This is a genomic window from Rothia sp. HMSC061E04 (assembly GCF_001813685.1).
GTDB lineage: Bacteria > Actinomycetota > Actinomycetes > Actinomycetales > Micrococcaceae > Rothia > Rothia mucilaginosa.
This window is the reverse complement of the sequence record NZ_KV813698.1, coordinates 251,086-265,240: the sequence shown is the minus strand read 5'-3', so window position 1 is coordinate 265,240 and position 14,155 is coordinate 251,086. Positions and strand designations below refer to the sequence as shown.

General features: G+C 60.6%; 12 protein-coding genes and 3 tRNA genes. 7 read left to right on the top strand and 8 right to left on the bottom strand.

The features are described from left to right. Positions 1-240: 240 nt before the first annotated feature. The 3 genes from HMPREF2927_RS04005 to HMPREF2927_RS03995 all read left to right on the top strand — a co-directional run bounded on the left by HMPREF2927_RS04005 (position 241) and on the right by HMPREF2927_RS03995 (position 497). Positions 241-312 (top strand) — tRNA-Thr (locus HMPREF2927_RS04005). Between the two features lie 38 nt (positions 313-350). After that, a tRNA-Met gene (locus HMPREF2927_RS04000) sits at positions 351-424 on the top strand. A gap of 1 nt (position 425) precedes the next feature. After that, positions 426-497, top strand: a tRNA-Thr gene (locus HMPREF2927_RS03995). Positions 498-668: 171 nt separating this feature from the next. On the opposite strand, the gene HMPREF2927_RS03990 is transcribed toward HMPREF2927_RS03995, so the two are convergent. After that, positions 669-1,670 (bottom strand): LLM class flavin-dependent oxidoreductase, encoded by a 1,002-nt coding sequence (locus HMPREF2927_RS03990; RefSeq protein ID WP_070685746.1) that lies wholly within the window; start codon positions 1,668-1,670, stop codon positions 669-671. Positions 1,671-1,879: 209 nt separating this feature from the next. On the opposite strand from HMPREF2927_RS03990, the gene HMPREF2927_RS03985 reads away from it, so the two are divergent. The 3 genes from HMPREF2927_RS03985 (at position 1,880) to HMPREF2927_RS03975 (ending at position 4,160) form a co-directional block, all read left to right on the top strand. After that, the gene (locus tag HMPREF2927_RS03985) at positions 1,880-2,332 is read left to right on the top strand and encodes a MaoC family dehydratase N-terminal domain-containing protein (protein WP_005504824.1); all 453 of its coding nucleotides are present in this window, start codon (positions 1,880-1,882) and stop codon (positions 2,330-2,332) included. Next, complete coding sequence (locus HMPREF2927_RS03980) at positions 2,332-2,793, top strand: MaoC family dehydratase (protein ID WP_070685744.1); 462 nt, start codon at positions 2,332-2,334, stop codon at positions 2,791-2,793. The genes HMPREF2927_RS03985 and HMPREF2927_RS03980 overlap by 1 nt, the downstream gene beginning before the upstream one ends. Before the next feature lie 260 nt (positions 2,794-3,053). Beyond that, positions 3,054-4,160, top strand: coding sequence for a UDP-N-acetylmuramate dehydrogenase (locus HMPREF2927_RS03975; protein WP_070685742.1), 1,107 nt, complete (start codon positions 3,054-3,056; stop codon positions 4,158-4,160). Positions 4,161-4,264: 104 nt separating this feature from the next. Here the strand turns inward: HMPREF2927_RS03975 and HMPREF2927_RS03970 are convergent, their stop codons facing one another. Continuing rightward, positions 4,265-5,236: a histidine kinase gene (locus tag HMPREF2927_RS03970; RefSeq protein ID WP_070685740.1), complete on the bottom strand. Its 972-nt coding sequence runs from the start codon at positions 5,234-5,236 to the stop codon at positions 4,265-4,267. A gap of 132 nt (positions 5,237-5,368) precedes the next feature. Beyond that, positions 5,369-6,796, bottom strand: coding sequence for an MFS transporter (locus HMPREF2927_RS03965; protein WP_070685738.1), 1,428 nt, complete (start codon positions 6,794-6,796; stop codon positions 5,369-5,371). A gap of 216 nt (positions 6,797-7,012) precedes the next feature. Here HMPREF2927_RS03965 and HMPREF2927_RS03960 point away from each other — a divergent pair, with 216 nt between their 5' ends. After that, on the top strand, positions 7,013-7,402 hold the full coding sequence (locus HMPREF2927_RS03960) for a PGPGW domain-containing protein (RefSeq protein ID WP_070685736.1): 390 nt from the start codon (positions 7,013-7,015) through the stop codon (positions 7,400-7,402). A 107-nt stretch (positions 7,403-7,509) separates the two neighbouring features. On the opposite strand, the gene asd is transcribed toward HMPREF2927_RS03960, so the two are convergent. The 5 genes from asd to HMPREF2927_RS03935 all read right to left on the bottom strand — a co-directional run bounded on the left by asd (position 7,510) and on the right by HMPREF2927_RS03935 (position 14,099). After that, complete coding sequence (gene asd / locus HMPREF2927_RS03955) at positions 7,510-8,649, bottom strand: aspartate-semialdehyde dehydrogenase (protein WP_049338058.1); 1,140 nt, start codon at positions 8,647-8,649, stop codon at positions 7,510-7,512. 209 nt (positions 8,650-8,858) lie between these two features. After that, positions 8,859-9,509 (bottom strand): dihydrofolate reductase, encoded by a 651-nt coding sequence (locus HMPREF2927_RS03950; protein ID WP_070685734.1) that lies wholly within the window; start codon positions 9,507-9,509, stop codon positions 8,859-8,861. Between the two features lie 22 nt (positions 9,510-9,531). Continuing rightward, the gene (locus HMPREF2927_RS03945) at positions 9,532-10,413 is read right to left on the bottom strand and encodes a thymidylate synthase (protein WP_070685732.1); all 882 of its coding nucleotides are present in this window, start codon (positions 10,411-10,413) and stop codon (positions 9,532-9,534) included. Positions 10,414-10,566: 153 nt separating this feature from the next. Continuing rightward, a complete protein-coding gene (locus HMPREF2927_RS03940) occupies positions 10,567-11,574 on the bottom strand; it encodes an NUDIX hydrolase (RefSeq protein ID WP_070685729.1) in 1,008 nt (335 codons plus the stop codon). A 251-nt stretch (positions 11,575-11,825) separates the two neighbouring features. Beyond that, positions 11,826-14,099, bottom strand: a complete 2,274-nt coding sequence (locus tag HMPREF2927_RS03935) for an RNA degradosome polyphosphate kinase (RefSeq protein WP_083311168.1) — start codon at positions 14,097-14,099, stop codon at positions 11,826-11,828. Between the last annotated feature and the right edge of the window lie 56 nt (positions 14,100-14,155).

The window sequence follows — 14,155 nt, the reverse complement described above, 5'->3', positions numbered from 1 at the left end:
TATCGGCTAGCAGCCTTGTCGTCCGCATATGAGTCAAAGACCGGCAGGGGAGTGATGAGCTCTCCTGCCGGTCTTTATGTATTTGTGTGTTGATGTGTTTGCGTCAGCTGTTGCGGTGGTGCCTGGTCAAAGCTGGGCTATCATGCGGCAGGGCGGAAAACAGGAAAACGTTAAATGTGGTGTATGCCATAGCTTCTCCGCTTGCGAGCATTCTTGAAGACCTGTATAGTTTTACCTGTTGCCCCGATAGCTCAGTGGTAGAGCGCCATCTTGGTAAGATGGAGGTCCCGGGATCGATTCCCGGTCGGGGCTCTCTCATTAATTCATGCGAGAGCACGTATTAATGATTTGGCGGTGTAGCTCAGCTGGTTAGAGCGCACGACTCATAATCGTGAGGTCGACGGATCGAGCCCGTCCACCGCTACGCCCCGATAGCTCAGTGGTAGAGCGCCATCTTGGTAAGATGGAGGTCCCGGGATCGATTCCCGGTCGGGGCTCAGATAAGCCTGTCTCTTCGGAGGCAGGCTTTTTTGTTTGCCAATTTTCTTTGCCTGAAACCCGGTCTGCAGGCGCTTAGCGAACGGCTCGATGCCGGGTAGAGCATGCCGGGTATAGCAAAGCCCCCGAGAAAAACTCGGGGGCTTCGTCTTTATGCTCTGATCTAAGCGTTAGGAGGCGCGGCGCACCACCGGCAGCTGGGACAGCAGCTCGTAGGAGCGCAGGCGGTCCTCGTGCTCCCACGCCTCGGTCATGACGATAAGCTCGTCAGCGCCCGTGCGCGCCACCAGGTCCTCAATACGAGCCTGGGCGGTGGCGGGAGAGCCTACGATTGCCTCAGCGGTCATGCGTTCAACGTGCATCTTCTCCGCGTCGGTCCAGACGGCGTCCATATCTTCCACGGGAGGTGCGAAAGACAAATTGCCGCGCACCACACCCAGGAAATGCTGCTGCTGGGTCGTGTACAGGTAGCGTGCTCGCTCATCGGTATCGGCGAGCATCGCGGTTGCACCCACCATGACGTAGGGCTGTTCCAGGTGCTCCGAGGGCTTGAAGTTCGCGCGGTAGGCGTCCACTGCCTCCTGCAGCATTGCGGGCGCAAAATGCGAAGCGAATGCGTAGGGTAGACCCAGCTGTGCGGCAAGCTGCGCACCGAACAGGGAAGAACCCAGAATGTACAGGGGCACCTTCGAGCCCTGGCCGGGAATGGCGTGCACGCGGTGCATGGGGGAGGGCTCGCCCAGGAAGCGCTGCAGCTGCTGCACCTCGGCGGGGAAGCTCATGGCGGCAGAATCGTCGCGGCGCAGAGCGGCGGCGGTCATCGGGTCGGTGCCGGGCGCACGGCCCACACCCAGGTCAATACGGCCGGGGTGGAATGCGTTGAGGGTACCGAACTGCTCCGCCACCACGTAGGGTGCGTGGTTGGGGAGCATAATGCCGCCCGAACCCACGCGAATATGCTCGGTTGCGGCGGCGATCTCCGCCATGACCACGACGGTCGCCGAGGACAGCAGGGAGCCGGCATTGTGGTGCTCAGCGACCCAGAAACGCTCGTAGCCGTAGGACTCAGCCGCGCGGGCGGCATCGATGGTGTTGAGCATGGTCTGGTGCTGGCTCTGGTCGGGGCGGTGCGGCATCAGGTCAAGCACCGAAATTTTTACGTTGGAAGACATAACTTTTCCTTCTGAAATAGATTGCGGGTACCCGTCCAGCCTACGCCTGCTTGGGCTGGATGGGTAGGGGCCTTCGCTAGCAGGTAAAAATGCGACGAAATACTGCACGCCTGCACGCTGGTTGCCTGCACGCCGGTTACCTGTACAGTGGTCTGTCCACTCTGTGCGTTTGAGCTGAACACTGTGCACAAGAACGGTAGACTGAAATCATGAGCATTAACCCTGAGATTGTGGGCAGGGTCTACCCGTCCGAGAACACCTACGTTGTCGGTCGCGAAAAGATCCGCGAATTTGCCCGAGCAGTTCACGCAGAAAACCCCCTCCACCACGACGTTGAGGCAGCCCGCGCGGCAGGGTACGCAGATGTGATTGCCCCGCCGACTTTCGCCATTATCCTGGCGCAGGCAGCCGACGCGGCACTCATCAACGACGATTCCGCCGGTATTGATTTCTCCCGCGTGGTGCACGCCGACCAGCGCTTCACCCACCACCGCCCCATCGTTGCCGGTGATGAGCTACGCACCGAAGTTCACGTGGACTCCGTGCGCGTTATGGGCGCCGGCGCAATGCTGACCACCCGCGAAGAAATCGTTGACGCGCAGGGCGAGCCGGTCACCACCTGCATTTCTTCCCTGCTGGTTCGTGCTGAGGAGGAAAACTAATGGTGCGTTTTGAAGATCTTGAAAAGGGCCAGGACATCGGTTCGCGTACCGTGGAGCTCTCCCGCGCTTCGCTGGTGCGTTACGCTGGCGCATCCGGTGACTTCAACCCGATTCACTGGAACGAGCGTTTTGCACAGTCGGTGGGCCTGCCCGGCGTGATCGCTCACGGCATGCTGACCATGGGTACCGCCGTGCAGCTCGTGAGCGACTGGGTGGGCGACCCCGGCGCGATCGTGGACTACCAGACTCGATTCACCAAGCCCGTTCCCGTGGCGGATGCACCCGGCGGCGAAAACCCCGACACCCCCACGAACGCCCTGACCATTAGCGGTAAGGTGGGTGCCCTGAATGAGGAGGAGTGCACCGCCCGCATTGACCTGACCGTCACCGCTCGTGATGAGGAAGGCAAGGAGCAGAAGGTCCTGATGAAGAGCCAGGCTGTGGTTCGTCTCTCGGCATAGAGTTTCTGTGCTTGCAGATAGCCGTGTGAAAGCAACCATGTGAAAGCAACTATGCGAAAGCCCTGGCGCTACCCCGATGAGGTGGTGCCGGGGCTTTTGTGCGCTCGGCTGTTTGTTCGGCTGCGCGCTCGCTGGCGGGTGGCGGCGCTTCTTTTTGTGGGGAGGCGCGCCGGAAAATGAAGGCAAAATCACCATAAGGTTTTCATGACTTTAACGCGTGGTGGGTGCTGACCCCGCACAACGACCGGTATTCTTAACCTATGACTGAAAAGCTGTTGAGCGAACTGACCACCGCCCAGGTAGGCGGCCCCGCTAAGACCTACGTCCGCGCCACCTCCGAAGCAGAAATTATCGAAGCAGTCTCCGCTGCAGACGCCGCAGGCGAACCCGTCCTCATCGTGGGCGGCGGCTCCAACCTGCTGGTTTCCGACGAAAGCTTCAACGGAACCGTCGTGCACATCGCCTCCGAAGGCGTAGAGATTCTGCCCATCCCCGCATGCGGCGGCGCGAACGTGCGCGTGCAGGCGGGCACCATCTGGGACGACTTCGTGAAGCTCAGCATCGAGAACGAATGGGTTGGCCCCGCGGCTCTCTCCGGTATTCCCGGCACCGTGGGTGCAACCCCCGTGCAGAACGTCGGCGCATACGGCGTTGAGGTGGGAGAGTTCATCGCCTCCGTACACACCTGGGACCGCGAAAAGAACACTCGGAAGACCTTCGCGAGCGCAGACCTGCGCTTCGGCTACCGCGACTCGGTGCTTAAGCGCGCAACCGTCAACGGCTCGCCCCGCTACGTGGTGTTGACCGTTGATTTCCAGTTCACCCTCGGTAGCCTGTCTTCCCCGATTCGTTACGCCGAGCTGGCGAGGAGCCTGGGCGTTGAGCCCGGCCAGCGCGCCGAATCCGCCCTGGTACGCGAAAAGGTGCTGGAGCTGCGCGGTTCCAAGGGCATGGTGCTCAACCCCGAGGACCGTGACACCTTCTCCACCGGTTCCTTCTTCACCAACCCGATCGTTCCGCGCTCGACCCTGGATTCCCTGCCGGAGGGCGCCCCGAACTTCCCGGTGGTCGTGAAGACTTCCCCGTTCACCGCGGGTGTCGAGGACCCCGATCACGTGAAGCTCTCGGCTGCTTGGCTGATTCAGCACGCAGGCTTCGAGAAGGGCTTCGGCCTGGAGGGTGAGTCCCGCGAAATCGCTCAGGGCCGCGCAAGCCTGTCGACCAAGCACACCCTGGCGATTACGAACCGCGGCGGCGCATCCGCTGAGGACATCTTCGCTATCGCCCGCGCTGTGCGCGACGGCGTGCGTGAACGTTTTGGCGTGACCCTGGTTCCTGAACCTGTCGTGGTCAACGGCGAAATCTAAACGCTCAACTTCTCGCCTCTTATAGCGCGAGGACGCATAGAATAAACGCTTCGGGCGGTCTCTGATAAAAGAGGCCGCCCGAAGCGTTGTATTGACTCACTGAGCTAGTGGCGAGGTGAGGAGATGCGCACCTGCCCCGGCAGGTAGGGCCTGCGTTTGGGTGCTGTGCGCGTTGCCGCAAGGGGAGCGGCAGGCAGGTGCTCCATCAACACCTGAACCGCCAAGGGAAGCTTCTGCGGCGGGCTGGGGGCGTGGAAAATCGGCTTATGGCGCGTGGGACGGTACGGGTAGTATTCCGCGTCCTCGCTGTGCGACCAGACAAGGTTGCCGAACTCGCCGGGAACGGGGGAAAGCACGTTGGCGTAGTAGGCGCGCGTCTGCAGGTCGGCACGCTCGGAGGTACCGGTAGCGGTGCCGGTAGATACACCGCTGGGCACACGGTCCTGCTCAATGATGAGGGCGCGGACCATGCCGCCTACGGTGCTGATCGCGTTTACGTGTAGGGCGAGCAGATCCCCGTCCTTGTGGTCGACCTGTACCTGCCCGTCCGCGAGGATTTGGGTGCCCATTGTGATGCTGCTGGCAATTCCTTCGCAGAAGGCACGGACGAGCGCCATGCGTGCTGGGTAGAGGTCTGCGATATCCCAGCCGATGAGGGCGGGCGCGGCGGAATTGCCTGCGTAGTCCTCGCAGGATTCGTAGGCTGCGACATCCACGTAGCCGCGGGCGATGGGCTCACGGTCGTAGGGGCGGCCGTCGCGCTGCTCCCAGAAGCTGAGGGCGGTTGCGGTGAAGACAGCCTGACCGTCGCGTACGGCGACGCTGAGCGTAAAGTCCTGCGGGTAGCCATTTTTGGTGCGCGGGCGCAGGGTGATCGCGCGGGTGTATTCGTTGAATTCCTCGGGCCAGTCCAGGTAGTAGCTCATTTTTGCCCCGTCGCCACGGTGCACGGTGAGTTCGCCCGGCAGCAGCATGGCTTCGGGCACGCCGCCGGCACGTTCGGTGGCGTAGTGTTCGCTCACGGGCCAGGGGCTGAACTCTGTGCGGTAGGGGCTGGAGAGGAAGGAATCGAGCATAGACGTTATCCTCTCATAGTTTGAGGTTGTGGCGCATGGATAGGGGGCTTAAATGACAAATGAGCTGTCCCTTCTGATGGCTCGGAAAGAGTGTTCAGGAGGGACAGCCCATCATGTAGGCTAGGCGGCTCGTTAGAGGGATTCGCCGCGGCGTTCAGGCAGCAGGAACACGGTGGTTGCCGCTACCAGGAACGCGGTGGAGAAGAGCGTAAAGAGCAGCGGGGTTCCACCGAATGCGACCAGCGGCGGCACAATGAGCGGCGCCGCGATGGAGGCGATACGGCCGATACCGGCGGCGGCACCGGTTCCGGTTCCGCGCAGGTGGGTCGGGAAGATTTCCGGGCTCAGGGCGTAGAGGGCGCCCCACGCACCGAGGTTGAAGAAGGAAAGCATACAACCGGCGAGGATAATGAATACCTCGGCGTGCGCCATACCGTAGCCAGCCGCTGCGAGGGCGGAGCCGAGCAGGAAGGTCGCCAGGGTTGCGCGTCGGCCCCACTTTTCGATGAGGTAGGCGGCGACCGCGTAGCCGGGCAGCTGTGCGAGGGTCATGATGAGCGTGAACGCGAAGGACTTCACGAGGCTGAAGCCCTGGGCGTTCAGCAGCGCCGGAATCCAGATGAACGCGCCGTAGTAGGAGAGGTTGATGCAGAACCAGATGATGCACAGGGCGATGGTCTTGCGGCGCTGACCGGCAGCCCAGATGGAGTGGATTTTTGCGGATTCTGCGTTGTCAGCACTTTCTGCGGCCCCGTGTACGGAAGCGTCTTCGGTCTGCTTCTTACCGGTTCGGGAGAAGAGCGCGGGGGAGGCCTCGAAACGTTCGACGACCTGGCGTGCCTGATCGTGCTTGCCGACCGACTCCAGGAAGCGCACGGACTCGGGGGTTCCCATACGGATTACGAGCGAGTAGATGGCGGGAATCAGACCGATGGCAAGCGCCCAGCGCCAGCCATTCGCCTGCGGAACGATAAAGGTACCGATGAGAGCGGCGAGGATCCAGCCCAGAGCCCAGAAAGCCTCCAGTGCGACCACGACGCGGCCGCGAATAGCGCGAGGCGAGAACTCAGAAATCAGAGTGGATGCCACGGGAAGCTCCGCGCCCAGACCCAGACCGACCAGGAAACGGAAGACGAGCAGCACACCCAGGGAGGTCGCCAGGGCGGAGGCGCCGGTCGCCAGACCGTATACCAGCAGGGTGAGGGCGAAGATGTAGCGGCGGCCGAGCTTATCGGCGAGTAGGCCGCCGAAGGTTGCGCCGAGCGCCATGCCGGCGAATCCGATGGATCCGAGCCAGGAGGCTTCGGTGGGGCTGAGCTGCCATTCCTTGATGAGGGCCGCCATGACGAAGGAGATGAGGCCAACATCCATGGCGTCCAGTGCCCAGCCGAGACCCGAGATGCCCAGGAGCTTGCCGTGGGCGCGGGTGAAGGGCAGGTTTTCGAGGCATTCGTTGAGGGTCGGTGCGGCGTTGCGTTCAGCAGCGGGTGCAGAGGTACCAGCGGGTGCAACAGCGTTGGTGCGGGATGAGTCCGTTGATACGGGACGGGGGGAGGACACGGTAGTGGGTCGCTTCCTTAGTGTTTAGGCGTAGTGCCGGGCGAATTGTTCCCTTACAGTGTATAAAGGTACTTTCGACTTGAACACTATTGAAACAAAAAAAATTTTGAAGATGACGGAAAAATCTCAACATGAAGAAATCTTTCACAGCCGCCGCCCAGCGGTAGGTGCTATTCTCTAACCACCGCCGCCCGGTGAAACTCACCTACGGCACGTTTGGAAGGACCACCCCTGAAAACCATTGAAGATGAAGTCAACGAAAGCGAGACCAGCCGCTTTCACCGCTGGCTCGAAGCCCGCAAGGAACGCATGCACGCGCATCCGGTCATGCGTCATCTCTACAAGCCCCTCGTCATCGGCGTGGGCGCCTTCTGCTTTATCGCCGGTCTGATTATGCTCGTCACTCCCGGCCCCGGCTGGCTGTTCATCTTCATAGGCCTGGGCATTTGGGGTACCGAATTCACCTGGGCACGCCGCGCCAATATTTTCATGAAGCATGTGGTGCTCACCGCCTGGTACCGCTACCGCGCCTGGCGACAGCAACGCAAGGAACGCAAAGCCACACGCAAGGCAGAACGCAAAGCCGCCGCCGCAAACCAGCGCTAACCTGGCTTGCACTAAGCCCACACGAGCTATACGCAGACACAAAAAAGCCCTCGCCCCCATCCGATAAGAATGGTAGCGAGGGCTTTCTTATAGCGTGTCAGTGAGCTTTAGAGCTTGCCAACAGCAATCTGCAGCATGCGGCGAATCGGCTCAGCAGCACCCCAGAGCAGCTGGTCACCCACGGTGAACGCGCTAATGTACTCGGGGCCCATCGCAAGCTTACGCACGCGACCAACCGGAATCTCCAGAGAACCGGAAGCAGCCACGGGGGTCAGCTGCTCCATGGACTCCTCACGCTGGTTCGGGACGAAGCGAACCCAGGGGTTGTCCTCAGCGATGATGCGCTCGATCTCCTCGATCGGCAGGTCCTTCTTGAGCTTGATGGTCAGCGCCTGAGAGTGCGAGCGCATCGCAGCGATGCGGACGCACAGACCGTCCATGGTGATCTTGTCATCTTCGGAGCGGCCCAGAATCTTGTTGGTCTCAACCTCAGCCTTCCACTCTTCGCGGGACTGGCCGTTACCCAGGTCAGAGTCAATCCAGGGAATCAGGGAGCCGGCGAGCGGCACACCGAACTGGGAGGAATCCAGCTCACCGGAGCGCTGCTTAGCAAGGATCTTGCGGTCGATGTCCAGAATTGCGGATGCGGGGTCGTTCAGCTCCTCGGAGACCTCGTTGCCCAGGTCGCGGAACTGTGCGAGCACCTCGCGCATGTGGCGGGCACCGCCGCCGGATGCAGCCTGGTAGGTCATGGAGGTAGCCCACTCGACCAGGTCGTTCTTGAAGAGGCCGCCCAGGCCCATCAGCAGGCAGGAGACGGTGCAGTTACCGCCGACGAAGTCCTTCACGCCGGATGCCAGGCCGCGGTCGATGACGTCGCGGTTGATGGGGTCCAGCACGATGATGGAGTCATCGTTCATGCGCAGGGTGGAAGCGGCATCAATCCACAGGCCGTCCCAGCCGGCTGCACGCAGCTTCGGGTGCACAGCCTCGGTGTAGCCACCGCCCTGAGCGGTCACAATAATCGAGTGCTTACGCAGCTCATCAATGTCGTATGCGTCCTTCAGTTCGGACGGTTCAATTACGCCGTCGAAGGTGGGCGCAGCGCCACCAACATTAGAGGTAGTGAAGAAGACGGGGGTAATGCCCTCGAAGTCGCCTTCCTCAACCATGCGCTTCATGAGGACGGAGCCCACCATACCGCGCCAGCCAACAAAACCTACAGAGTCACCGGGATTAAAGTTCATGGTTCCCAGTGTACTCTCAGGCTGGCGGGTGCGGACTAACACCGTACAAAAAATTTGATATTCGGAACGGAATACCGTGTGAAGAGGCGGGGCTTATTACCGGGGCACCGGGAGGCGCATTAAACACTCAAGCCCGCGGTACTCCGGGTGGAGCAGCCGCAGGCTTGAAATGCATGTCTATATCAGCGAGTGAACGAGGGAAGCTTGAACTAGATACGTTCGAGCCGCTGGAACGAGAAGTACATGGGGTTCTTCGTGCCCGACTCATCGAGCAGGTAACCCTTCTCGCTATTCTCCCATGCACTCTCGGAGGTGACTCGCCAGCACCCGTTCGGTGAGCTGCCCTCGCAACTGCCCGCAGAATTTGCAAGCTGCAGTTCGGGCGCTCGCGTATCGCCGGTAATCTCGTTGCCTTCCTGGCAGTAGAAGAGGGTCCGCTCCACCGTCTCCACCCGACCGAAGGTGGGCAGGTCGGTGCGGGAGAGCGCCTCCGCGTAGACGGAGCCGCCACCAATAATCCAAGCATCAACCGCGGCGGTATCTGCCGGGGTAGCTTCGACCGGCGCGCCTGCAACGTCACGAGCTGCGTACAGCGCCGCATCCAGCGAGGGAACCCACAGCGCACCGTCGCGTTCTTCCGCCTCGGTGACCGAACGGCTAATCACAATATTCGTACGGCCCGGCAGGGGACGAAAACGCGGCGGGACCGACTCCCAGGTGCGGCGACCCATAATCACCGGAGCACCCAGCGTCACCTTCTTGAAGTGCGCCAAATCCTCCGGAGCGTACCAGGGCATATCCCCGTCACGGCCGATAATACCGGCATCAGTTTGTGTCCAAATAGCGCCCAAACGATACATCATGCCTCCTCGTTACCTGCAGTTAGACCGCAATCGGGGCGGCAATACCGGGGTGGTGCTTGTAATCCACCAGCTCAAAGTCTTCATACTCGTAATCGAAAATAGAAGGCTTCTTGGTCTTAATAACCAACTTCGGGTACGGGTACGGTTCGCGCGGCGGGTAGGGGTTGCCGTCCGGGTCGGTGCCGTAGCCCAGCTGCTTCTTCACCTGCTCCAGGTGGTTTGAGTAGATGTGGCAGTCGCCGCCGGTCCACACGAACTCGCCCGGCTCCATGCCCACCTCCTGCGCAATCAGGTAGGTCAGCAGCGCGTACGAGGCGATGTTGAAGGGCACGCCCAGGAACATGTCCGCGCTACGCTGGTACAGCTGGCAGGACAGCTCCTTCACACCGTCCGCGCGTTCGTGTACGTAGAACTGGAAGAGTGCGTGGCAGGGCGGAAGCGCCATGTTGTCCACCTCGGCAGGGTTCCACGCTGAGACGATGTGGCGGCGCGAGCTCGGGTTATTCTTCAACGAATCGATAACCTTCGCAATCTGGTCAATCGTGCCGCCGTCGGGGGTCGGCCACGAACGCCACTGCACGCCGTAGACCGGGCCCAAATCGCCGTTCTCATCAGCCCACTCATCCCAAATGGTCACGCCGCGCTCCTGCAACCAACGCACATTCGAGGAACCGCGCAAGAACCACAGCAGCTCAATGGCAACAGACTTGAAGTGCACGCGCTTGGTGGTAATCAGCGGGAACGACTCACTCAGGTCAAAACGCATCTGACGGCCAAACACGCCGAAAGTGCCGGTGCCGGTACGGTCGGAACGCTGCGCATCCGCCGCGATGGCGTCCTTGTTCTCCTCGAGGATTTCGCGCAGAAGATCTTCATAGGGAGTGGGGATTGCGTGAGTCATAAGAAAAACCTTGAATCCTGTCAGTAGACGTGAGAGACGGCCACAAATCAACCGCCCCTCTATTGTAAAACCCTCGAACGGGCGCAGGTAGAGCAAACGCGCTGAGCATAAAGCCCAGCGCGCTCGCCGTTAGAAGATCAAAGTATATGGATGCTAGTCCAGAGCCGCGCGTACACGCTCTACCGAGACAATACGCGGGTTATCGCCCTCAGTCACCTGCAGAACCAGGGCATCGCCAGGCTCCAGGTACGGGTCCTCGGGCGGAAGAACCTCCGCGGAACTCTCAAACAGGTACTCACGCAGAACTTCCATCACCTGGGGCAGAACCGGGCGGTGAGTGCACAGCAACGAGGAAGAATCCTTATCGAACAGCGATGCCACGGTGCGGGCAACACGCGCCGGGTGACGCTGAGCGCCAGCCTCAGACAGGGACTTCTTCTCCTTCACCGACACGCCATAATCAACCGAGTACGGGGTCACGGTCTGAACGCAACGCAGCCACGGGGAAGAAATAATACGGCTCGGAGCCCACGCCGCAAAGAGACGGCTAGAAGCCAACGCCTGACGCTTGCCGGTAGCCGCAAGCGGGCGGTCATCCTCAGCGGCAGCCCAGTTCGAACGCGGCTTCGCCTTCGCGTGGCGGGCAATGAGAATCGGGCGGGTACGCAGCGCATCCGCCTCAGCCAGAGCCTCCAGGGATTCCAAGGGTGCCAGGTCATCCTGGTTAGTCAGCAGCGCGCGAGCAACCTCGGTGGTCACCCAACGCAGCTCATCCACTTCACCCTCATCCGCCAGGGCGCGGGAACCCTCGGGAAGCTCAGCAGCCCAGTAGAAAACATCCTTCGGACGGCCGCCCACCGGGTAGGAAGTCACCGCCAGGGGCACACCCAGAACAACCTGCAGACCGACCTCTTCGCGAATCTCACGAATAGCGGTCTCAGCCAGGGACTCGCCCGGATCCTGCTTGCCCTTAGGCCAGGACCAGTCATCGTAGCGGGGGCGGTGAATGATGAGGACCTCAAGCGCACCGTCGCGCATGCGCCAAATCAGTGCGCCAGAAGCAACAATATCCGCAGTGTTTGCGGGGGCGCGGTCAATGCTGTTGACCGCGTCAAAACGTCGTGCCGAGTAGTAGATGGAGGGGGAATCCAGCGGTGCCATATCTCTCTCAGATCCTCTTCGCTAGGCTGTGCACAATGCCAGAGGGCACCATGCTCCGCGTCTAATTGTAGGGGAGAGAAGCGTCAAGTTGTAATCTCAACGTAACCTGTTGTTCACTTTTGCTCTAAGTGCACTAGTCCACCGCACGTTTTTGCACGACACGCGGAAAACCCCGCCTGCCCTCACACCAAAAAGCGTGAGAACAGACGGGGTTCACCACCAGAAATTACCGGTAGGTCAGCGGCACATCCTTAGACCTTATCGACCACGTTCTTACGGGAACGCGAGCTCAGGTAGTACGACTGAACATCCTGCAGCGGGTTGCCCTGGTCGTCGGTGTCGTGGCGGGTCCAGTTGCCCTCAGAATCCAGGTGCCAGGTACGCGAAGAATCACTCATATACGTGGTGAACATGTCACGCAGATACTTCACGTGGCGCGGATCCTTCACCGGCACCAGAGCCTCAATACGGCGGTCCAGGTTGCGGTGCATCATATCGGCAGAACCAATGTAGACAATCGGATCGCCACCATTCTCAAACGCAAACACACGCGAATGCTCCAAGAAACGACCCAGCACCGAACGGACGCGAATATTCTCGCTCAGACCCTTAACGCCCGGGCGCAGAGCACAAATACCGCGAACTACCACATCCACCGGCACACCAGCCTGCGAAGCGCGGTACAGCGAATCGATGACGGCCTCATCCACCATGGAATTGCACTTGAACTGAATCTTCGCAGGGCGGCCAGCCTTGTGGTTCTCAATCTCCTGATCAATGCACTCAATCAGGCCGCTACGCAGAGTACGCGGCGCCACCAGCAGCGACTGGTAGTTGGTCTTCGGCGCGTAACCGGACAGCTGGTTGAACAGGCGGGAGACATCCTCACAAATCTGCTCGTCACAGGTAATCAGACCCAAATCCTCGTAGAAACGAGCGGTCGACGGGTGGTAGTTACCGGTACCAATATGAGCGTAACGACGCAGGTGGTTACCCTCGCGGCGCACCACCAGCGACAGCTTGCAGTGAGTCTTCAAACCCACGATGCCGTACACCACGTGCACGCCAGCGCGCTCCAGCTTACGAGCCCACGAGATGTTGGCTTCCTCATCAAAACGAGCCTTAATCTCCACCAGCGCCACAACCTGCTTGCCAGCCTCAGCCGCCTCAATCAGCGCATCCACGATGGGGGAGTCGCCACTGGTACGGTACAGGGTCTGCTTAATCGCCTGAACACGCGGGTCAGCGGCAGCCTGAGCCAGGAACGCCTGCACACTGGTCGCGAAGGAATCGTACGGGTGGTGCAGCAACACGTCGTGGTCGCGGGCGGCAGCGAAAACGTCTGCAGCCTTCGCAGTCTCGGTAGCGTTGAGCCAACGGGAAGTGTGCGCAATGTGCTTGGGGTAGTGCAGCGCCGGACGGTTCGCACGAACAATCGCACTCATACCGCGCAGATCCAGCGGAGCCGGCAGACGGTACACTTCAGACTCGTTGATGTTCAACTCAGAAATCAGCAGATCCAAGATGGTCGGGTTGATGGTGTCCTCAACCTCCAGACGGACCGGCGGACCGAAACGACGGCGCAGAAGCTCCTTCTCCAGAGCCTTCAGCAGGTTCTCTGCATCGTCCTCTTCCACCTCAAGATCCTCATTACGGGTCACGCGGAAGACGTGGTGCTCCACAACCTCCATACCCGGGAAGAGGGTATCCAAGTGCTCAGCAATGATGTCTTCGAGCGCAATGTAGCGGCTCTCACGGCCCGCAGTGTTGGCGGCGCGCGAACCATCCACAGAGACCATACGGTCCAGCTGATCGGGCACCTTCACGCGAGCGAACAGCTCCTTGCCGGTCTGCGGGTTACGCACCAGCACCGCAAGGTTCAGCGACAGACCCGAAATGTACGGGAAGGGGTGCGCCGGGTCAACAGCCAGAGGAGTCAGAATCGGGAAAATATCGCGCATGAACTCCTCGCGCAGACGCTGCTTAGCGTCCGCATCCAGGTCGTTCCAACCCACAATGCGGATGTTCTGCTCCTCCAAAGCCGGAAGAACCTGGTTTTGGAACACATCAGCGTGGCGAGTCTGCAACTGGTGAGCGCGCTCAGCGATCTCTTCCATCTGCTCCTCGGGGCTCAGACCTGCTGCCGAAGGCACCGCCAGACCGGTCGCAATGCGGCGCTTCAGACCCGCCACACGCACCATGAAGAACTCATCCAGGTTAGACGCCACAATCGACAGGAAGTTCAGACGCTCCAGCAGGAATAGGTTCGGGTCCTCCGCCAGCTCCAGCACGCGGGTGTTGAAGTCCAGCCAGCTGCTCTCACGGTCGAAGAAACGCTCCGGGCCGAACTCCTCTTCCAGACTGAAGTAGGAGCGCTTCTCGCCCTTCTCAATGCGGTCGCCGCGAGACTCGGCACGCTCAATCTTCGAAATATCGTGGCCGATATGAATGACACCGGTCATGGGTGCCGGCTCAGACGGCTTAGGCTTAGGCGCCTTATTCAGGCCATTGGGGGCGGGTACCATACTGTACTTGCCTTTCTGATCGGGGATAAGTCGTGAAGAAGCACGCCAACTGTGGC